General features: G+C 73.6%; 20 protein-coding genes and 1 tRNA gene. 10 read left to right on the top strand and 11 right to left on the bottom strand.

Annotated elements, in window-relative coordinates; all coding sequences use genetic code 11:
• Nucleotides 1–239 precede the first annotated feature (239 nt).
• From MXD57_RS29985 to MXD57_RS29995, 3 genes are all read right to left on the bottom strand, one after another.
• Entirely contained in the window at nt 240–1,112 is an 873-nt protein-coding gene (locus tag MXD57_RS29985; protein ID WP_250405314.1) for a chaplin, read from the bottom strand.
• Between the two features lie 140 nt (nt 1,113–1,252).
• Nucleotides 1,253–1,486, bottom strand: coding sequence for a chaplin ChpH (chpH, locus tag MXD57_RS29990; protein WP_250405315.1), 234 nt, complete (start codon nt 1,484–1,486; stop codon nt 1,253–1,255).
• 188 nt (nt 1,487–1,674) lie between these two features.
• A complete protein-coding gene (locus MXD57_RS29995) occupies nt 1,675–3,000 on the bottom strand; it encodes a M20/M25/M40 family metallo-hydrolase (protein ID WP_250405316.1) in 1,326 nt (441 codons plus the stop codon).
• Between the two features lie 195 nt (nt 3,001–3,195).
• Between MXD57_RS29995 and MXD57_RS30000 the strand changes: the two genes are divergently transcribed.
• Nucleotides 3,196–3,283, top strand: a tRNA-Leu gene (locus MXD57_RS30000).
• 78 nt (nt 3,284–3,361) lie between these two features.
• Here the strand turns inward: MXD57_RS30000 and MXD57_RS30005 are convergent.
• From MXD57_RS30005 to MXD57_RS30015, 3 genes are read right to left on the bottom strand one after another with little or no spacing between them, the layout of a single operon-like run.
• The gene (locus MXD57_RS30005) at nt 3,362–4,492 is read right to left on the bottom strand and encodes a CapA family protein (protein ID WP_250405317.1); all 1,131 of its coding nucleotides are present in this window, start codon (nt 4,490–4,492) and stop codon (nt 3,362–3,364) included.
• A gap of 9 nt (nt 4,493–4,501) precedes the next feature.
• A complete protein-coding gene (locus MXD57_RS30010) occupies nt 4,502–5,800 on the bottom strand; it encodes a phosphoribosyltransferase family protein (protein WP_250405318.1) in 1,299 nt (432 codons plus the stop codon).
• 11 nt (nt 5,801–5,811) lie between these two features.
• Nucleotides 5,812–6,123, bottom strand: a complete 312-nt coding sequence (locus MXD57_RS30015; RefSeq protein ID WP_250405319.1) for a dsRBD fold-containing protein — start codon at nt 6,121–6,123, stop codon at nt 5,812–5,814.
• Nucleotides 6,124–6,255: 132 nt separating this feature from the next.
• Between MXD57_RS30015 and MXD57_RS30020 the strand changes: the two genes are divergently transcribed.
• Entirely contained in the window at nt 6,256–6,630 is a 375-nt protein-coding gene (locus tag MXD57_RS30020; RefSeq protein ID WP_250405320.1) for a YchJ family protein, read from the top strand.
• 40 nt (nt 6,631–6,670) lie between these two features.
• Here MXD57_RS30020 and MXD57_RS30025 read toward each other — a convergent pair whose 3' ends face one another.
• The gene (locus tag MXD57_RS30025) at nt 6,671–7,372 is read right to left on the bottom strand and encodes a FadR/GntR family transcriptional regulator (protein ID WP_250405321.1); all 702 of its coding nucleotides are present in this window, start codon (nt 7,370–7,372) and stop codon (nt 6,671–6,673) included.
• Between the two features lie 140 nt (nt 7,373–7,512).
• On the opposite strand from MXD57_RS30025, the gene MXD57_RS30030 reads away from it, so the two are divergent.
• Entirely contained in the window at nt 7,513–8,031 is a 519-nt protein-coding gene (locus MXD57_RS30030; RefSeq protein ID WP_250405322.1) for a gluconokinase, read from the top strand.
• A gap of 38 nt (nt 8,032–8,069) precedes the next feature.
• Nucleotides 8,070–9,467 carry a GntP family permease gene (locus tag MXD57_RS30035; protein WP_250405323.1) on the top strand — a complete coding sequence of 466 codons (1,398 nt, stop codon included), beginning with the start codon at nt 8,070–8,072 and terminating at the stop codon, nt 9,465–9,467.
• A gap of 108 nt (nt 9,468–9,575) precedes the next feature.
• Here the strand turns inward: MXD57_RS30035 and MXD57_RS30040 are convergent, their stop codons facing one another.
• The 3 genes from MXD57_RS30040 to MXD57_RS30050 are packed head-to-tail and all read right to left on the bottom strand — an operon-like array spanning nt 9,576 to nt 12,008.
• Complete coding sequence (locus MXD57_RS30040) at nt 9,576–10,202, bottom strand: cytochrome b/b6 domain-containing protein (RefSeq protein WP_250405324.1); 627 nt, start codon at nt 10,200–10,202, stop codon at nt 9,576–9,578.
• Nucleotides 10,186–10,920 (bottom strand): molybdopterin-dependent oxidoreductase, encoded by a 735-nt coding sequence (locus MXD57_RS30045; RefSeq protein WP_250405325.1) that lies wholly within the window; start codon nt 10,918–10,920, stop codon nt 10,186–10,188. Before MXD57_RS30045 ends, MXD57_RS30040 begins: the two co-directional genes overlap by 17 nt.
• Before the next feature lie 53 nt (nt 10,921–10,973).
• Nucleotides 10,974–12,008, bottom strand: coding sequence for a hypothetical protein (locus MXD57_RS30050; protein WP_250405326.1), 1,035 nt, complete (start codon nt 12,006–12,008; stop codon nt 10,974–10,976).
• A gap of 243 nt (nt 12,009–12,251) precedes the next feature.
• Between MXD57_RS30050 and MXD57_RS30055 the strand changes: the two genes are divergently transcribed.
• The 4 genes from MXD57_RS30055 to MXD57_RS30070 are packed head-to-tail and all read left to right on the top strand — an operon-like array spanning nt 12,252 to nt 14,436.
• A complete protein-coding gene (locus MXD57_RS30055) occupies nt 12,252–13,163 on the top strand; it encodes a DMT family transporter (RefSeq protein WP_284506285.1) in 912 nt (303 codons plus the stop codon).
• Between the two features lie 32 nt (nt 13,164–13,195).
• Complete coding sequence (locus MXD57_RS30060) at nt 13,196–13,711, top strand: NUDIX domain-containing protein (RefSeq protein WP_250405328.1); 516 nt, start codon at nt 13,196–13,198, stop codon at nt 13,709–13,711.
• Nucleotides 13,712–13,732: 21 nt separating this feature from the next.
• Nucleotides 13,733–14,125 (top strand): YidH family protein, encoded by a 393-nt coding sequence (locus MXD57_RS30065; protein WP_250405329.1) that lies wholly within the window; start codon nt 13,733–13,735, stop codon nt 14,123–14,125.
• Nucleotides 14,113–14,436: a DUF202 domain-containing protein gene (locus MXD57_RS30070; RefSeq protein ID WP_250405330.1), complete on the top strand. Its 324-nt coding sequence runs from the start codon at nt 14,113–14,115 to the stop codon at nt 14,434–14,436. The genes MXD57_RS30065 and MXD57_RS30070 overlap by 13 nt, the downstream gene beginning before the upstream one ends.
• 153 nt (nt 14,437–14,589) lie before the next feature.
• Here MXD57_RS30070 and MXD57_RS30075 read toward each other — a convergent pair whose 3' ends face one another.
• The gene (locus MXD57_RS30075; protein ID WP_250405331.1) at nt 14,590–15,546 is read right to left on the bottom strand and encodes an NADP-dependent oxidoreductase; all 957 of its coding nucleotides are present in this window, start codon (nt 15,544–15,546) and stop codon (nt 14,590–14,592) included.
• A gap of 251 nt (nt 15,547–15,797) precedes the next feature.
• Here MXD57_RS30075 and MXD57_RS30080 point away from each other — a divergent pair, with 251 nt between their 5' ends.
• Both MXD57_RS30080 and MXD57_RS30085 read left to right on the top strand, forming a co-directional pair.
• Nucleotides 15,798–16,820, top strand: coding sequence for a phosphotransferase family protein (locus MXD57_RS30080; protein ID WP_250405332.1), 1,023 nt, complete (start codon nt 15,798–15,800; stop codon nt 16,818–16,820).
• A 6-nt stretch (nt 16,821–16,826) separates the two neighbouring features.
• On the top strand, nt 16,827–18,041 hold the full coding sequence (locus MXD57_RS30085; RefSeq protein ID WP_250405333.1) for an acyl-CoA dehydrogenase family protein: 1,215 nt from the start codon (nt 16,827–16,829) through the stop codon (nt 18,039–18,041).
• Nucleotides 18,042–18,093 lie beyond the last annotated feature (52 nt).

Here is an 18,093-nt window from a genome sequence, read left to right on the forward strand (position 1 = left end):
CCCCCGGGGGGGGGCCCCCCCGGGGCGGGGGGGCCCCGCCGCGGTCTCCACGGCCCTCGGGCCGCGGAGTTCCGGCTAGTGCTGTGACCGCAGGCGTTTGCCGGAAGGCTCCCGGCGTCCGGTGCGGTGCATCGCAAGGCGGAGCGTCGTCCGTGTACTGGACGTACTCGGGTGATGCGACAACGCGGCGAGGTGCCGTGCATGACGCCGCGAGCCGGTGAACCTTTACGGTCGCAGCACTAGGCGGAGGCCCTGGCCTTGCGGTACAGCACCGCGCCCGCGAGCAGCGCGCCCGCGCCGGCCGGCAGCGCGAGCCCGAGCGGCACCTCGCTTCCGGTGTGGGCGAGCTGCTGACCGCCGCCCACGGACCGCTGCGAGGCCCCACCCTCTGTCCTGACCTGGGACGCAGCGTGCGGTGTCCGGACGGTGTCGGTGGGCGGAGTGGCGGGCGTTACCGGCCCTTCGGGAGTGCCGGGCGTACCGGGGTTGTCGGGCGTGCCCGGGGTTCCCGGGTTGTCGGGCGTACCCGGGTTGTCGGGCGTACCCGGGGGGCACGGGTGGTCCGGGTGACCGGGGTGACCGGGGTGACCGGGGTGACCGGGGTGACCGGGGTGACCGGGGTGACCGGGGTGACCGGGGTGGCCCGGGTGATTCCGTTGCCGGGGGTTGCCGGGCGGGTTGTGATGCCCGCTGTTGCCGCATTCGTTGCCCGCGGCCGGGTTGCCGACACCCACGACGTTCACGCTGTTGCCGCACGCGTTCACCGGGACGTCGACCGGCACCTGGACGGTGTTGCCGGAGCCGACGCCGGGCGAGCGGTCGCTGCGGCCGCTCGCGTGGGAGCCGCCACGGTCGGTGGAGCCGCTGCCGCCGTGGTTCGCGCACGCGTTGCCCACGGCCGGGTTGAGGAGCCCGACCACGTTCACGGTGTTGCCGCAGACGTTCACCGGAACGTGCACGGGCGCCTGCACGGTGTTGCCGGACAGCACGCCGGCTGAACCGGTGGCGGATCCGGCCGCTCCGGCGTCGGCGTGCGCGTAGCCGCTCGCCGCGGCGATCACGCCGGTGGCGGCGGCCATGGTCATCAGACCCTTGCGGGTGCTCTGTCGCATTGTGGAATTCCCCCCTGCCTTCGATGATTTCGATACCCCCCACGAAAAGGAATTCGCGGAGAAAGGCCGGTCGGCCCCGGAGCGCATGGCGCGCGCTCCGGGGCCGGCGGCTCGTAAAGGACGCCCCTCGGGGAGTCGCGTCAGCCGTTGACGCAGGCGTTGCCGAAGGCGGGGTTCAGGAGCCCGATCACGTCGACCGTGTTGCCACAGACGTTCACCGGAACGTGGACGGGCACCTGGATGACGTTGCCGGAGGCAACACCCGGGGACTGCGTGGCGGCTCCCGTGGCACCCGAGTCGGCGACGGCAAGGCCCGCGCCCGCGAGAACCAGACCACCGGTGGCGGCCGCGGCAGCGACGACCTTCTTGATCATTATTCCTCCTAGTTGGCAATGCGATCCCAAGGTGCGGGGATCACATCACCAGTAACGAGGAGGGGATATTGGGGCTACGAGCTTATGGTCGCATTCACTCTTCTCAGTCGCTCTCGCACATCCGCCCTATTACTTCGGCCCACTCGCCCCGGCGCGATCACCCCGGCCCGAATTCCCGACCCCAGGCCTCACGACGCGTCGATGAAACGGTCGAGCACGCGAACCCCGAACTTCAGACCGTCCACCGGCACCCGCTCGTCCACGCCGTGGAACATGCCGGCGAAGTCCAGCTCCGGCGGCAGCTTCAGCGGCGCGAAGCCGAAGCCGCGGATGCCGAGGTCGTCGAAGGACTTGGCGTCGGTGCCGCCGGACAGCATGTAGGGGATCGCCTTGGCGGTCGGGTCCTCGGCGAGCAGCGCGGACTGCATGGCCTCGACCAGCGCACCGTCGAAAGTGGTCTCGACCGCCTTGTCGGCGTGCACGTCCTCGCGGCGCACGTTCGGCCCGAGGAGCCGGTCGAGGTCCCGGAGGAACTCCTCCTCGTACCCGGGCAGGAACCGTCCGTCGATGTGCGCGGTGGCCTCGCCGGGAATGACGTTGACCTTGTACCCGGCGTCGAGCTGGGTGGGGTTGGCGGTGTTGGACAGGGTCGCGCCGATGAGCTTGGCGATGCCGCCGAGCTTCGCGAGGGTGGCCTCCATGTTCTCCGGGTCCAGCTCGGTGCCGAGGGCGTCGCCGAGCTCGTCCAGGAAGGCCCGGGTGGTCTTGGTGACCCGGACCGGGAAACGGTGCCGCCCGACCCGGGCGACGGCCTCGGACAGCTCGGTGATGGCGTTGTCCCGGTGGATCATCGACCCGTGACCGGCGGTGCCGGCCACGGTCAGCTTCATCCAGTGCATGCCCTTCTCGGCCGTCTGGATCAGGTAGAGCCGCCGCTTCTCGTCCACCGTGAACGAGAAGCCGCCCACCTCGCTGATCGCCTCGGTGACACCCTCGAACAGGCCGGGGTGGCGGTCGACGAGGTGGCGCGCGCCGTACGTACCGCCCGCCTCCTCGTCGGCCAGGAAGGCGACCACGATGTCGCGCGGGGGCCGGCGTCCGCTCCTGAGCCGGTCGCGCACGACCGCGAGGGTCATCGCGTCCATGTCCTTCATGTCGACGGCCCCGCGCCCCCAGACGCACCCGTCGGCGACCTCGCCGGAGAACGGGTCGTGGGTCCAGTCGGCGGCGTTGGCCGGTACGACGTCCAGGTGGCCGTGGATGAGCAGCGCCGGCCGGGACGGGTCCTCGCCCTCGATCCGGGCCACGGTGGAGGCGCGTCCTGGGTGCGACTCGAAGATCTCCGGCTCCAGCCCGACCTCGGCCAGCTTGCCGGCGACGTATTCGGCGGCCGCCCGTTCGCCGGGCCCGGAGTGGTCCCCGTAGTTGCTGGTGTCGAACCGGATCAGCTCGCGGCAGAGGTCCACCACCTCGTCCTCGCCGGTGACGCCCCTGGCCGTGTCCGTCTCGCTCACGCTGGCTCCTCCCACTGTCACTGCTGGGTCCCGTCCATCCTCTCTCCGGCCCGGCCCCGTGCCCAAGAGCGGACCCGGCCCTGACGCGCCGTTCACGCCGGACGTCCCGCGGGGACGGGGTGTGATCGGCCCTCTCCGAAAGCCTGGTAGTGTTTCCTTCGTCGCCGCGGGGAAAACCCGCACGACAGACACCTTGTCCGGGTGGCGGAATGGCAGACGCGCTAGCTTGAGGTGCTAGTGCCCTTTATCGGGCGTGGGGGTTCAAGTCCCCCCTCGGACACCAGTGAGGCCCCCGCTCCGCGGGGGCCTTTCGCGTGTCCCGCGGGGCGGTGCCGTCCGGGGCGCGCGGGCCGGGTGTGCCTCAGCGGGGCGCGGTGGCGTGCAGGGGCCGGGCGGTGAGGGTGCCGTCGGCGCGCCGCTCGACCCGGGTGCCGAGGTCGCGGCCGCACCGGTCGAGCACCGTGCGCAGCCAGGCGGTGTCCTCGTCCGAGGCGTGTTCCAGGCGCATCCGGCGGGCTCGCAGGGGCACCATCCGCAGGCGGGTCAGCCGTCCGGTGCCCTCCTCCAGCGTCACCAGGTACAGCAGGCGCAGGTCGTCCCGGTAGCGCTCGTAGCCGCTGATGCCCTCGTAGTCGTCGACGAGGTCGCCGCAGCCGTACAGGACGAGCCGCCCCCGGTACACCTCGGGGGCGCGCGGGTGGTGGGAGGAGTGGCCGTGGACGACGTCGACACCGGCGTCGATCAGGTCGTGGGCGAAGCGGACCTCACCGCGGGAGATCCCGTACCCCCAGTTGGGGCCCCAGTGGACGGAGACGACGACGAGGTCGGCGGGCCGCCGGAGCTGGCGCAGGCAGTCGGCGAAGGCGGCGGCGCCGGCCGGGGTCGGCGCCGCGATCAGGGCCACTCCGGAGTGTTCGGCGGTGGCGGCCCAGCCGTGCGGGATGCCGCTGGAGGGCATCCCGAACGAGAAGACGAGGACGCGTCCGCCCGACTTCAGGGGCACGGCGGCGGGTCGCCAGGCCGCGACCGCGTCGAGGCCCGCTCCGGCCGTGCGCAGCCCGGCCCCGGCCAGGCTCTCCAGCGTCTCCGCCAGGCCGGGCGGCCCGAAGTCGAGCACGTGGTTGTTGGCGAGGGCGCAGACGTCGGGGCGGGCGGCGGTGAGGCAGGACAGGTTGGCCGGGTTCATCCGGTAGTGGACGGCCTTGCCGGGCGCGAAGTCCCCGTCCCGGGTGACGGCGGTCTCCAGGTTGATCACCCGCACCTCGGGCGCGGCCCGGTCCAGGCAGGCCAGTGCCTCGCCCCAGGGCCAGGCCGGGTCCACCGGGCGGGGTATCGGGCCGTTCGCGGCCTCGGCCAGGGCCACGTAGTCACGGGCGTCGTGCACGTAGTCCTCGCGCAGGGCGGGGTCGCCGGGGTACGGAAGGATCTGGTCGACGCCCCGGCCGAGCATGACGTCACCGGCGAGCAACAGGGTGACGGCGCCCTCGCGCATGGTCCCGGCCTACACGTGCGCGGGGGCCATGTGGTCGGTGAACCAGTCACGGGCCAGTTCGGTCACCCTCTCCAGCGTGCCGGGCTCCTCGAAGAGATGGGTGGCGCCGGGCACCACCTCGAGCCGGCTCTCGCAGCGCAGCGCGGCCCTTGCCTGCCGGTTGAGTTCGAGCACCTGCCGGTCGGCGCCGCCCACGACGAGCAGGGTGGGCGCGGTCACCTCGGGCAGCATGGGACCGGCGAGGTCGGGGCGGCCGCCCCGGGAGACGACGGCGGCGGGGCGGGCCGACGGTCCGGCGGCGGCCCACAGGGCGGCGGCCGCGCCGGTGCTGGCGCCGAAGTAGCCGACCGCGAGCCCTTCGGCGTCGGGCTCCTCGCGCAGCCACCGGGTGACGTCGGTGAGCCGGGCGGCCAGCAGCCGGATGTCGAAGACGTTGGCCCGGTCGCGTTCCTCGTCCTCGGTGAGCAGGTCGAACAGCAGGGTGCCGAGTCCGGCCCGGTTCAGCCCCCCGGCGACGTACCGGTTGCGGGGGCTGTGCCGGCCGCTGCCGCTGCCGTGGGCGAAGGCCACGATCCCCGTCGCGCCCGCGGGAAGGGTGAGCCGCCCGCGCAGCCGGACGGTCCCGGCGGTGATCTCCGTCTCCCGGTCCCCGGTGCCGGCGAAGCGTTCGTGGCGCTGGGCCGCCTGCCGCAGCCAGGCGTTGACCTCGTCGTCGTCGACCTGGGTGAAGTCGCCGTAGAACTGGCCGATCGCGAAGAAGTCCGCGGGCGTGGCGAGGCAGACCAGGTCGTCGGCCTCCCCGGCGAGCCGGTGCGGGAAGTCCCGGGGTGCGACGGGGACCGCGAGCACGATCCGGGCGGCGCCGCGGGCCCGGGCGATCCGGCAGGCGGCCCGCGCGGTGGAGCCGGTGGCGACGCCGTCGTCGACGATCACGGCGGTCCGTCCGGCGACGCCGGCCGGCCGTCGGTCGCCCCGGTAGCGGGCGGCCCGGCGCGCCAGGACGGCGCGCTCGTGCGCCTCGACCCGGTCCAGGTCGGCCGGGGAGGCCCCGCTGGCGCGCACCACCTCCTGGTTGATGACGCGGACGCCGTCCTCGCCGATGGCACCCATGCCCAGTTCGGGCTGGTGGGGCACGCCCAGCTTGCGGACGAGGCAGACGTCCAGCGGGGCGTCGAGGGCCTCGGCGACCTGCGCGCCGACCGGGACCCCGCCCCGGGGCAGGCCGAGCACCACGACGTCCTGGCCTCTGAGGTACTCGAGGCGGGCGCCCAGCCGCCGCCCCGCCTCGAGCCGGTCGGTGAAGAGCACGGCGGGCTCCCTCATTCCCGGGACAGCCAGAGCGGCACGGGCGCCTCCCGGTCGATCGCGCCCATGTCCTTCATCTCGCCCGCGGCCGCGCGCAGCAGTACCCGGCCCATGGCGATCAGTGCGCGTCCGGCGGCGAGTTCGTCGCCTATGTCGGGCACCGCCGTGTCGTAGGGGTTGCGGCGGGCCTCGGCGTGGCTCTCCAGGACGTTGTCTCCGGTGTCCAGAACGATCCGGGCGGTGGTGTCCGGATCGTGTTCGGACAGGTACAGGTTCAGCCGCCATTCCTTGACGGACGGAGGACGGCTGCTCAGGGGTCGGGTCATCGTCCGCCTCTCCTCACTGCGCTGCGAGGCCAACGGGACGCACCGGCGCGCGTCACCCCTTCCACTGTGCACCGGCCGGGCGTGTGCCGCACCGGCGGCGGGCCGGTGCGGCGGTCCGGGCAGAATGGGTGCATGATCTCGCGTGCCTGCCCCTGCGGACGTCCCCTGTCCTACGACGCCTGCTGCGGCCGTTTCCACTCCGGGCCGGCCGCCGCCCCCACCGCCGAGGCGCTGATGCGGTCGCGGTACAGCGCGTTCGTCCGGGGGGACGCGGCGTACCTGCTGCGGACGTGGCATCCGCGGACCCGCCCCGAGCGGCTGGAGCTGGATCCCGGCACGCGGTGGACGGGGCTGGAGATCCTGGAGACCGGGGAGGGTTCGGCGTTCCACCGCGCGGGGACGGTGACCTTCCGCGCCTCGTACCGGGGCGGTTCGCTGCACGAGCGCAGCCGGTTCGAGCGGGTGGACGGGGCATGGGTCTACGTCGACGGGGACTTCCTCGACTGATCCCGGGCGGAGTGTCCGGCGCGGCCCCGTCTCAGGGACGTCAGGGCGCCAGGATGTCCAGCTCCTGGAGGGCACCCTCGGTGATCTCCCTGGTGAGCCGTTCGGCGCGGGCGCGGTCTCCCTCGCGGACCGCCTCGGCGACCTGGACGTGCAGGGTGACGGCGGCCGGGTCGGGGTCCTCGAACATGACCTCGTGATGGGTGCGCCCGGCCAGCACCTCGGCGACGACGTCGCCGAGGCGGGCGAACATCTCGTTGCCGGAGGCGGTGAGGACGACCCGGTGGAAGGCGATGTCGTGGACCAGGTAGTCCTGGAGCCGGTGCCCGCGTGAGTTGGCCACCATTCCGAGGGCGCACTCGGTGAGTTCGGCGCACTGCTCGGGCGTGGCGTGGGTGGCGGCGAGGCCGGCGGCCACCGGTTCGACCGCGGAGCGCAGGACGGTCAGGGAGCGCAACTGGTGCGGGCGGTCGGCGCCCGCCAGACGCCACCGGATGACCTGGGGGTCGTAGACGTTCCACTCGGACTTGGGGCGGACGGTGACGCCGACCCGGCGGCGGGACTCGACCAGGTGCATGGACTCCAGCACCCGCACGGCCTCGCGCATCACGGAGCGGGAGACCTCGAAGTGCTGCGCCAGTTCGTCGGTGCGCAGCACGCTGCCCGGTGGGTACTCACCCGCGGTGATCGCGGGACCGAGGGTGTCCAGTACGCGGCCGTGCAGCCCTCGGCCCGGTGTGTTCATGGAGTCAGCGTACGGCCTGGATCACACCCCTAAAAAGTCAGACTTATATGTCACACACTCTTGAATTCGTCGTACCTAATGAGCTTCAGTGTGGCGACGCCGAAGTGGCGTCGGATGTCGAGGAAGACAGCGAGGCAGTCATGCGCACCCCCCAGGTCGTCGTCGTGATGGGCGTCGCCGGGACGGGCAAGACCACGATCGGTCCGTTGCTCGCCTCCCGGCTGGGTGTCCCCTACGCCGAGGGCGACGACTTCCACCCGCGGGCCAGCATCGAGAAGATGACGGCCGGGGTCCCGCTCGAGGACGCCGACCGCTGGCCGTGGCTGGAGGCCATCGGGCACTGGGCGCACGGGCGGGCCGGGCTCGGCGGGGTGGTGAGCAGCTCGGCGCTGAAGCGGTCGTACCGCGACCGGCTCCGGGCCGTCGCCCCCGGAGTGGTGTTCCTGCACCTCACAGGCGACCGCGAGCTGATCGAGGACCGGATGTCCCACCGGCGGGGTCACTTCATGCCGACCGCGCTGCTGGACTCCCAGTTCGCCACGCTGCAGCCGCTGGAGCCGGACGAGGCCGGAGTGGCCGTGGGCGTCTGCGGCAGCCCCGAGGAGATCACCGCGCGTGCCGTGCGGGCCCTCGACGCGCTTTCCGACACCCCCGCGTAACACCGCACCCCCGTCCCCGCACCTGCAAGGGAAACCCCGTGACCAGACTCAGCGTCGAGATGCTGGCAGCGGACGCACCTCCGCCGATCACCTCAGCCGGCCATGCTCAGCTCGGCGTCGCCGTCCTGGTGGGCATCGCCGTCATCGTGCTGCTCATCACCAAGTTCAAGCTCCACGCCTTCCTGGCACTGACCATCGGGTCACTGGTGCTCGGCGCCGTCGCCGGGGCCCCGCTGGACAAGGCCATCGTCAGTTTCACCACCGGGCTCGGCGGCACCGTGGCCGGCGTGGGCGTCCTGATCGCGCTCGGGGCGATCCTGGGCAAGCTCCTCGCCGACTCCGGTGGCGCCGACCAGCTCGTCGACACGATCCTCGCCAAGGCGGGCGGCCGGTCGATGCCGTGGGCGATGGTGCTGATCGCGTCCGTGATCGGTCTGCCGCTGTTCTTCGAGGTCGGCATCGTGCTGCTGATCCCGGTCGTGCTGATGGTCGCCAGGCGCGGCAACTACTCCCTGATGCGCATCGGCATCCCGGCGCTCGCCGGCCTGTCCGTGATGCACGGCCTGATCCCGCCGCACCCGGGCCCGCTGGTCGCGATCGACGCGGTCAAGGCCGACCTGGGCGTCACACTGGCGCTCGGCATCCTGGTCGCCGTCCCCACGGTGATCATCGCCGGTCCGGTGTTCTCGCGCTTCGCCGCCCGCTGGGTGGACGTCCCCGCTCCCGAGCGGATGGTCCCGCAGCGCCCGTCCGAGGAGCTGGAGCGCCGTCCGGGCTTCGGCCCGACGCTGGCCACCGTGCTGCTCCCCGTGGTGCTGATGCTGGCCAAGGCGCTGGTGGACATCGTGGTGGACGACACCGCGAACATGACCCAGCGGGTGTTCGACGTGGCCGGTTCCCCGCTGATCGCGCTGCTCGCCGCCGTCGTCGTCGGCTTCTTCACGCTGGGCCGGCCCGCCGGGTTCAGCAAGGAGCGCCTGCAGCGGACGGTCGAGACGGGTCTGATGCCGATCGCCGGGATCCTGCTGATCGTGGGCGCGGGCGGCGGCTTCAAGCAGACGCTGATCGACTGCGGAGTGGGCCAGATGATCCTGGACATCTCCAGGGACTGGTCGATCCCGGCGCTGCTGCTTGCCTGGCTGATCGCGGTCGCGATCCGGCTGGCGACCGGCTCGGCGACGGTGGCGACGGTCTCGGCGGCCGGTCTGGTCGCGCCGCTCGCGGCCGACATGTCGACCACCCACGCCGCGCTGCTGGTCCTCGCCATCGGCGCCGGCTCGCTCTTCTTCAGCCATGTCAACGACGCCGGCTTCTGGCTGGTGAAGGAGTACTTCGGGCTGAGCGTCGGGCAGACCGTGAAGACCTGGTCGGTGATGGAGACGATCATCTCGGTGGTCGCCGGCGCCCTGGTGCTGCTGCTGTCCCTCGTCATATAGGCGCGGCGCGCCCGGACGCCGTGCACCTCGACGGCCGGGCGCGACGGGACCCACCCCCTCCTCGGCGGCCGAGGAGGGGGTGGGTCCCGTTCCGTCGGGCGGCACGGCTCAGGGGCGCCACAACGGGTGCTCCCGCTCGGCCCACCGGCTGCTCACCATGCCGGTCCGCAGCCCGCGGCGGGCCTCCGGGTCGCCGAGCGCCATGCCGATGTGGCCGGCCAGCACGACCCCGATCGTCAGGGCCAGCCAGTCGTGCACGAAGGTCGCCGAGGTCCGCCAGACCAGCGGGGTGAGCCGGGTGAACCACATCATCAGGCCGGTGCCGAGCATGACCAGTGCGGCCCCGGCGATCCAGGCCGCGTAGACCTTCTGGCCGGCGTTGAACTTGCCCGCCGGCCGGGAGGAGCGGCGCTTGTCCCGGCTCAGCGCGGCCCACAGCCAGACGCGGTCGTGCGGGCCGAATCGGTTGAGGAAGCGCAGGTCGGCGCGGAAGGCGCGGGAGGCGAGACCCAGCAGCACGGGAACGGGCAGGGCGAGCCCGGCCCACTCGTGGACCCGTACGACCAGCTCGCGGCGGCCGACGAGCACGGCGAGCTGCGGGATGTAGAGGCAGGCCGCGGTGAGCACGCACACACCCATCAGCGCCGCTGTGCCGCGGTGCACCCAGCGCTGGGCCGGGCCGAAACGGCGGACCCGGGCGTCCGGCGGTGCCGGGGTGTCAGCTCGTAGGCTCATCGGTCCGTCCGTTCGACCGGCCGACCCAGGCGTCCACGTCGTAGCCGAGCCGCTCCCAGTAGCCGGGCCGGACACGGTCGGTCACGGTGATGCCGGAGAGCCACTTCGCGGACTTGTAGAAGTACATGGGCGCGACGTAGAGGCGCACGGGGCCGCCGTGGTCGTGGCCGATGTCCTTGTCCTGCATCCGCAGGGCGACCAGGACGTCCCGGCGGCGGGCCTGTTCGAGGGTGAGGCTCTCGGAGTAGGTGCCGTCGAAACAGGTGAAGCGGACGGCGCGCCCCGCGGCGCTCACACCGGCCGCGTCCAGCAGCCGGGACAGCGTCACACCCTGGAAGGGGGTGCCCGGGACCCGCCAGCCGGTGACGCACTGGACGTCCCTGACCAGCCGGGTCTGCGGCAGCGCGCGCAGGTCGGCGAGCGTGTAGGTGCGCGGGTGGTCGACCAGGCCGTCGACGGTGAGCCGGTAGTTTGCAGGGCTCCTGTGCGGGACGGAGGCGGCCACCGAGTAGTAACGGAAGCCGCCGCCGTTGGGCAGCAGGCCGGTCAGGCCGGTCGGATCCTCGTCGGACAGGCCGCCGAGGAGGCCTTCCATGCCGCGTTGCAGCACCGGAGCGGTGGCGACGCCCAGCGCTCCCAGGGCGAGGGTGCCCAGGAGGACTCGGCGGCCGACGGGCCGCCCCTGTGCCTCGGGGCCCTCGGGCGGTTCGGGATTCACCTGTCCATTCGAGCACTTCCGGCCGGGGCGGGGCCAGCGTGCGCGGGCACCGGTCAGAGTTCCGTAAGGACTCGCCGCCGCGTCGCGGGAGCGCTCCCGCGACGCGGGGGCGGGGGTACCCCGAGCGCGCGGGCGCGGGCCGCGCGGAACGCCGGCCACGGCTCGCGGTGCGGGTACGCCCAGGGGACGCGGGTGGCGTGCCGGCCGAGGCGCCGGAAGAGGGCCGCCGCCTCGGCGCGGCGGTCCGCGCAGGACATGGCGAAGGCGAGGTGGTTGAGGTCGGTGTGGCGGCGGGGGTGCTCGTCGTGCTCCCACTCCAGCCACCAGTCGAAGGCCGCGCGCAGGACGCGGCGGGCCCGGGGGCCCGACCAGTGCCCGCTGCCGTAGGGGTCGGCGGGGGCCCGTCCGGTGGCGGCCAGGACACGGTAGCGCTCGGCGTACGCGACGACCGGCAGGACGGCCAGCGGGGAGTCCGCGGGTGCCTCGGCGGCGGCCCGCTCGGCGAGGTCGTACACCTCGTGGGACTCCGCCCGGCCGGCGCCGGGCCGCTCGGCGAGCCGGGCGACCAGCAGGTGGTGGGCGTGGTGGTGCTCCGGGTGGCGCTCGCACAGTCGCGCGAAGACGCCCAGCAGTTCGCGCTCGGGGCCCAGCCGGCGTGCGAGCCGGAGCAGGCCGAGCCAGGGGGTCGGGTCGGCCGGGGCCAGGGCGGCCGCGGCCCGGCAGGCGGCGCGGGCCCGGTCGGGGCTCTCCTCGCCGCGTAAGGTCCGCCGGACCAGTGCCAGGGCGTGCAGGGCGGCGGCGTCGGGCGAGTCCGGTTCGGCGCGCAGCCAGTCCTGGGCCCGGGCGGCGGCGTACGGAGCGCCGGCGAGCACGGTGAGGCGGTGGCCCCGGCGGTCCCAGTCGTCGCCGGTGCGCCGCAGCAGGGCCCGGGTGGCCTGCCGCCGGCCCTGGGCCAGCGAGGCGCGGGCGGCGAGGAGTTCCGCGTCGTCCAGGGCCTCGTCGAAGGCGCCGCGGGCGACCCGGGCGGGGGCACCGGGTTGGTCCGGGAGGGCACGGCGGGCGCCGAGCAGGGACGGGATTGGGGGCACCGCGGGACTTCCTGTTTCTCGGGCTGCCATCGACCGATCACGCACAGCAAACCCTCAGCCAAGGTTTGCGTCAAGCGGAACCGGAGTGTTGCCCTCTTCAACCATGTGCGGTGGAGGGCACTCGGCGCACGGACGTGCAGGTCCGCGGCCCGGTCCGGGCGCCGTGAACGGGACGGTGTGGCGTACGCCATGGCACGGTGTCCCCGGAGCGCTACAGTCGGCCACCGGGACCCGTCCGGCCGGATGATCGAGGTACGCAACGTGTCCGCTCTGGTTCTCCTGCTCGCCGTGAGCGCCGCCGCCTGTGTGGGCTTCGGTTTCGTGCTCCAGCAGAGCGCCGCGCGACAGGCGCCGCTCGGCGACTTCCTGTCCTTCCGGCTGCTGCTGGACCTGATGCGGGTGCCGCGCTGGCTGGGCGGCGTGGCCCTGATGGTGGCCGGCATGGTCCTCGGCGCCGTCGCCCTCGGCAAGGGCGAGATCTCGCTGGTCGAACCGCTGCTCGCGACGAACCTCCTGTTCGCGCTCGCCCTGTCGCGCCTGCGGACGGGCAGGTCGCTCGGCCGTCAGGGCTGGGCCGGGCTCGGGGCGCTGGCGGGCGGTGTGAGCGCGTTCATCGTGGCGGGCGAACCGCGCGGCGGCAGCGCCGTCACCGACCCGGTGCGGCACTGGCTGATCATCGGCACGATGCTCGGCGCGGCCCTGGCGCTCACCACCTGCGCCAAGCGGTCCCGGCTGGACGGGGGCCCGGTGCTGCTGGCCACCGCCGCCGGGCTGCTGTACGGCGTGCAGGACGCGCTCACCCGGATCTGCGGCACCCGCTTCGCGGCCGGCGGCTTCACGGAGCTGCTGACCGGCTGGCAGCCGTACGGCGTGCTCGCGCTGGGGGTCACGGCCCTGGTGCTGGTGCAGAGCGCGTTCGAGACGGCCGAGCTGCGTATGTCGCTGCCGGCGCTCACCGCGGCCCAGCCGCTGGCCGGCATCCTGTGCGGGGTGGGCTTCCTCGGCGACCGGCTGCGCACCGACACCGGGGCGCTCGCCTGGGAGGCGGCGGGGCTCGCCGCGATCGTCGCGGGCATCGTGCTGCTCGGGCTGCACCCGGCGATGCCGTCCGGTGCGGCCGGCGCGGAACGCGCCCGGGACCTGCAGTCGCACTGAGCCGGCGCTCCGGGGCCTGCTTGGATACCGCCATGAACCCTGCTGACGAGATCCTCGACATCGTCGACGAGAACGACCGGGTGGTCGACCGGGTGGCGCGCGGCGAGGCGTACGTCCGGGGGCTGCGCCACCGGTGCGTCTTCGTCCAGGCCCGGGACGCGGCCGGGCGCCTGTTCGTGCACCGCCGCACCCCCACCAAGCTCGTCTTCCCCTCCCTGTACGACATGTTCGTCGGCGGTGTGGTGGGCGCGGGCGAGTCCTACGACGCGGCCGCGCTGCGCGAGGCCGAGGAGGAACTGGGCGTGTCGGGGCTGCCCCGGCCGGAGTTCCTCTTCAAGTTCCTCTACGACGACGGGGCCGGGCAGAGCTGGTGGTCGGCGGTGTACGAGGTGCGCTGCGACCTTCCCGTGCGGCCCCAGGTGGAGGAGGTGCAGTGGTACGGCTTCCTGCCCGCGGACGAGGTGGAGCGGCGGCTCGGCGAGTGGGAGTGGGTGCCGGACGGCGTGGCGGCCTACGAACGGCTGCGGGCGTTCCGGTCCGCCCGGTGAGCCCCCGGTAGGGTCCTGCGCGTGAGTGAGTTCGTACGCAACGTCCGGCTGTGGTTCGCCCCGGAGCGGGTGCGCCAGGAGGGCGGCACGCCCGACTACCGGTTCTCGCTGGCCAACGAGCGCACGTTCCTGGCCTGGCTGCGGACCGCGCTCGCGCTGATCGGCGGGGGGTTCGCGGTGGACCAGTTCCTGCCCGGCCTGCGCTGGGCCTGGCGGGTCGGCCTCGCGCTGGCGCTGCTCGGCGCGGGAGTGCTGTGCGCGCTGCGCGCGGTGAACCACTACGTGCGCTGCGAGCGCGCGATGCGGCGGGGCGAGGACCTGCCGGCCTCCCGGTTCCCGGCGGTGCTGAGCCTGGTCGTCGCGGTGGTGGCGGTCGCGATGGTCGTCGTGGTGGTGGTCGGGTGGGCGGGGTGAGCACGGCCGGCCGGGATCCGGGCCTGCAGCCGGAGCGCACCCGGCTGGCCTGGCGGCGTACGACGCTGTCGGCAGCCGTGGCCGCCGTGCTCGCGGTGCGGACCGCGCTGCGCGCCGGGGCGCCGGCCACCGCGATCGTCGGATGCGCGCTGTGCTGTGCGCTCTGGCTGAGCTTCCTGTGGGTGGCCCACCATCGCATCCGCGCCCTGTCGGCCGCGGTCCGGCCGCCCGCGCTCGCACCGCGGCACGCGACGGCGGCCGCGCTGTGCGCGGTGGCGATGGCCGTGTGCGCGGTCGCGCTGCTGGTCTGAGCGGACCCTCGCGGGCCGGCGCCCTGCCCTAGTGCTGTGACCGGACGTGCGGACCGGGTGCCGGTGGGTGTCCCGGCGGCTCCGCGCAGCGCCCCGTGGCGACAACGCGGCGAGGCGCCGTGCCGGGCGGCGCGAGCCGGAGAAGCGCTCCGGTCACGGCACCTGGGCTGTCCCGCCGGTCTCCCAGTCGACCGTCACCACGATCTTCCCGCGGGTGCGCCCCTCCTGGTTCAGCCGGTGCGCGTCCGCCGCCCGCTCCAGCGGGAGGGTCTCCTGGACGTGCACGGACACCACCCCCTGCTCGGCCAGCGCGGACAGCTTGCGCAGGTCCTCGGCGTCGGGCCGGACGAAGTAGTAGCGGCCGCCGAACCCGACCACCTCCGGGTCGGCGACGGACACCAGCCGGCCCTCCGGGGCGAGCAGGTTGGCCGAGACCTTCAGGGTGTCGCCGCCGACGGTGTCGAAGACGGCGTCCACGCCCTCCGGGGCGAGCCCGCGCACCCGCTCGGCCAGGCCTTCCCCGTGGCTCACCGGCTCGCCCCCGAGCCCGCGCACGAAGTCGTGGTTGGGCTCGCTCGCCGTGCCGATCACCCGGGCGCCGAGGTGGGCGGCGATCTGGACGGCCAGTGAGCCGACCCCGCCGGCCGCCGCGTGCACGAGGACGGTCTCGCCGCGCTTCACCTCCAGCGCCTTGACCAGGACCTGGTAGGCCGTCAGCCCGGCCAGCGGCAGCCCGGCCGCCTCCTCGAAGGAGAGGTTGCGCGGCTTGCGGGCCAGGGTGCGCACGGGCGCGGCGACGTACTCGGCGAAGGTGCCCCGGGACAGGAAGTCCTCGCGGACGTAGCCGATGACCTCGTCGCCGACGGAGAACTCCGTCACCGAGGCGCCGGGCCGCACCACCACGCCGCTGACGTCCCAGCCGGGAACCACCGGGAAGACGGCGTCGAGGATCTGGTCGAGGTGGCCCTCGCGGCACTTCCAGTCGACCGGGTTGACGGCCGCGGCGCGGACCTTGACCAGTACCGAGTCGGGACCGACCTTGGGGTCGTCCGCCTCGCCGTACTCCAGCACCTCGGGACCGCCGTAGCGGCTGTAGCTGATGGCCTTCATGCCCACGACCCTCCGGGGTCCTCGTGCGCCGCGCAACCGGTGCGCCGGCGCGTACCGTTCGCGCGGCGGCGCTCGCGTCGCCGCCGCCCGTACCCCGCGGGCGGCCGCCGTCGCCGCCCGCCGCGCGCGGCGGGGCGATTATCGTGGCTCCGGTCACGTTCGGGTCCGGGTTCGGCACGCGCACTGGACGACATACCGACCGGTCGGCATCATGAGACGCGTTGCTGTTCGCCCGTTCGTAGGAGTGATGTATGAGCGCCGACCACCCACCCGGACTCGATCTCGACCGGCTGCGCGCGCTGCTGGACCGCGCGCGGCCCGGCCTGGTGAACGGCCCGCTCACGGGCCGGCTGATCGAGGGCGGACGGTCGAACCTCACCTACGCGCTCTCCGACGGGACCTCGCGCTGGGTCGTCCGGCGGCCGCCGCTCGGTCATGTGCTGGCCACCGCGCACGACATGAAGCGCGAGCACCGGGTGATCAGCGCCCTGCACCCGACGGACGTACCGGTCCCCCGGCCGGTGCTGCTGTGCGAGGACGAGGAGGTGCTCGGGGCGCCGTTCTACGTCATGGAGTTCGTCGAGGGCACGCCCTACCGCACCGCCCGGCAGCTCGCCCCGCTGGGCGAGGCGCGGACCCGGGAGGCCGTGCTCTCGCTCGTCGACACGCTGGTCGAGCTGCACGCGGTGGACCCGGCGGCCGTCGGCCTGCAGGACTTCGGGCGACCGGAGGGCTTCCTGGACCGCCAGCTCCGCCGCTGGGGCAAGCAGCTCGACGCCTCCCGCAACCGGGAGCTGGCGGGCGTCGACGAGCTGCACGCCGCCCTCGGCCGCGCCCTGCCGACCTCGCCCGCCCCGGCCGTCGTCCACGGCGACTACCGGCTGGACAACGTGCTGATCGGCGACGACGACACGATCAGGGCGATCCTCGACTGGGAGATGTCGACGCTCGGCGACCCGCTCACCGACCTGGGCCTGCTGGTGATGTACAGCACGCCGCTGGGCCTGCCGGCCTCGCCGGTGTCCACCACCGCCGAGGCTCCCGGACACCCGCTGCCCGGCGAGCTGATCGAGCGGTACGCCGCGCGCTCGGGACGCGACGTCGCCGCCGTGTCCTGGTACACGGCGTTCGCCTGGTTCAAGCTCGCCGTGATCCTGGAGGGCATCCACTACCGGTACACCCTCGGCCAGACGGTGGGCCGCGGCTTCGACCGGATCGGCGAGCTGGTGCCCGTCTTCATCGACCACGGACTGACCACTCTTCAGGAAGGCTGACCGGACATGGACTTCGCGTTCGACGCGCGCACCGAGGAGCTGCGCGCCAGGCTCCTGGCCTTCATGGACGAGTACGTGTACCCGGCCGAGCCGGTCGCCGAGAAGCAGCGGGCCGCGCTGGCCTCGCCGTGGGACACCCCGGCCGTGGTGGAGGAGCTGAAGGCCGAGGCGCGCCGGCAGGGCCTGTGGAACCTGTTCCTGCCCGACGCCGAGTACGGCGCCGGGCTGACGAACCTGCAGTACGCGCCACTGGCCGAGATCACCGGCCGCTCACCCCACCTGGCGCCGACCGCGACGAACTGCGCCGCGCCCGACACCGGGAACATGGAGGTGCTGGCGCAGTTCGGCGACGACCGGCAGAAGAAGCGGTGGCTGGAGCCGCTGCTGGCGGGTGAGATCCGCTCGGCGTTCGCGATGACCGAGCCGGACGTGGCCTCCTCCGACGCCACCAACATCACCACGCGCATCGAGCGGGACGGCGACGACTACGTCGTCACCGGCCGCAAGTGGTACATCTCCGGGGCGATGAACCCCGACTGCGGGATCTTCATCGTCATGGGCAAGACGGACCCGGACGGCACCGACATCCGCCGGCAGCAGTCGATGGTGCTGGTCCCGCGGGACACTCCCGGAGTGACCGTCGAGCGCGCGATGCAGGTCTTCGGCTTCGAGGACCACTCGCACGGCGGCCACGCCGAGGTGGTCTTCGACCACGCGCGCGTACCCGCCGGCAATCTGATCGGCGAGGAGGGCGGCGGCTTCGCCATCGCCCAGGCCCGGCTCGGCCCCGGCCGGATCCACCACTGCATGCGGCTGATCGGCATGGCCGAGCGGGCCATCGAGCTGATGTGCCGGCGCGCGGTGTCCCGGACCGCCTTCGGCAAGGCGCTGGCCCAGCAGGGCGTGGTGCAGAACTGGATCGCCGACGCGCGGGTCACCGTCGAGCAGCTCCGGCTGCTGGTGCTGAAGACCGCCTGGCTGATGGACACCGTCGGCAACCGGGGCGCGCACACGGAGATCCAGGCCATCAAGATCGCCACCCCGCGTGCGGTGGTCGGCATCCTGGACCGCGCGATCCAGTTGCACGGAGCCGGCGGAGTGAGCCAGGACTTCCCCCTGGCCGAGCTGTACGCGGCCGCCCGCACCCTGATGCTCGCCGACGGCCCGGACGAGGTGCACCAGCGGTCGCTGGCCCGGCGCGAGCTGAAGAGGCACCTGTAGCAGGACGCGGTGGGGGGGGGCCCCCCCGGGGGGGGCCCCCCCCCCCCCCAGC

This window comes from Streptomyces cellostaticus (genome assembly GCF_023630175.1).
Lineage (GTDB): Bacteria > Actinomycetota > Actinomycetes > Streptomycetales > Streptomycetaceae > Streptomyces > Streptomyces cellostaticus_A.

What these genes read in the sequence shown, in the direction of transcription:
- MXD57_RS29985 (WP_250405314.1), bottom strand. Translation starts at nt 1,112, where the DNA reads ATGCGACAGAGCACCCGCAAGGGTCTGATGACCATGGCCGCCGCCACC.
- chpH (WP_250405315.1), bottom strand. Translation starts at nt 1,486, where the DNA reads ATGATCAAGAAGGTCGTCGCTGCCGCGGCCGCCACCGGTGGTCTGGTT.
- MXD57_RS30005 (WP_250405317.1), bottom strand. Translation starts at nt 4,492, where the DNA reads ATGCGCGAGGGCGCCGTCACCCTGTTGCTCGCCGGTGACGTCATGCTC.
- MXD57_RS30015 (WP_250405319.1), bottom strand. Translation starts at nt 6,123, where the DNA reads ATGACCCGACCCCTGAGCAGCCGTCCTCCGTCCGTCAAGGAATGGCGG.
- MXD57_RS30020 (WP_250405320.1), top strand. Translation starts at nt 6,256, where the DNA reads ATGATCTCGCGTGCCTGCCCCTGCGGACGTCCCCTGTCCTACGACGCC.
- MXD57_RS30025 (WP_250405321.1), bottom strand. Translation starts at nt 7,372, where the DNA reads ATGAACACACCGGGCCGAGGGCTGCACGGCCGCGTACTGGACACCCTC.
- MXD57_RS30030 (WP_250405322.1), top strand. Translation starts at nt 7,513, where the DNA reads ATGCGCACCCCCCAGGTCGTCGTCGTGATGGGCGTCGCCGGGACGGGC.
- MXD57_RS30040 (WP_250405324.1), bottom strand. Translation starts at nt 10,202, where the DNA reads ATGAGCCTACGAGCTGACACCCCGGCACCGCCGGACGCCCGGGTCCGC.
- MXD57_RS30055 (WP_284506285.1), top strand. Translation starts at nt 12,252, where the DNA reads ATGATCGAGGTACGCAACGTGTCCGCTCTGGTTCTCCTGCTCGCCGTG.
- MXD57_RS30060 (WP_250405328.1), top strand. Translation starts at nt 13,196, where the DNA reads ATGAACCCTGCTGACGAGATCCTCGACATCGTCGACGAGAACGACCGG.
- MXD57_RS30075 (WP_250405331.1), bottom strand. Translation starts at nt 15,546, where the DNA reads ATGAAGGCCATCAGCTACAGCCGCTACGGCGGTCCCGAGGTGCTGGAG.
- MXD57_RS30080 (WP_250405332.1), top strand. Translation starts at nt 15,798, where the DNA reads ATGAGCGCCGACCACCCACCCGGACTCGATCTCGACCGGCTGCGCGCG.
- MXD57_RS30085 (WP_250405333.1), top strand. Translation starts at nt 16,827, where the DNA reads ATGGACTTCGCGTTCGACGCGCGCACCGAGGAGCTGCGCGCCAGGCTC.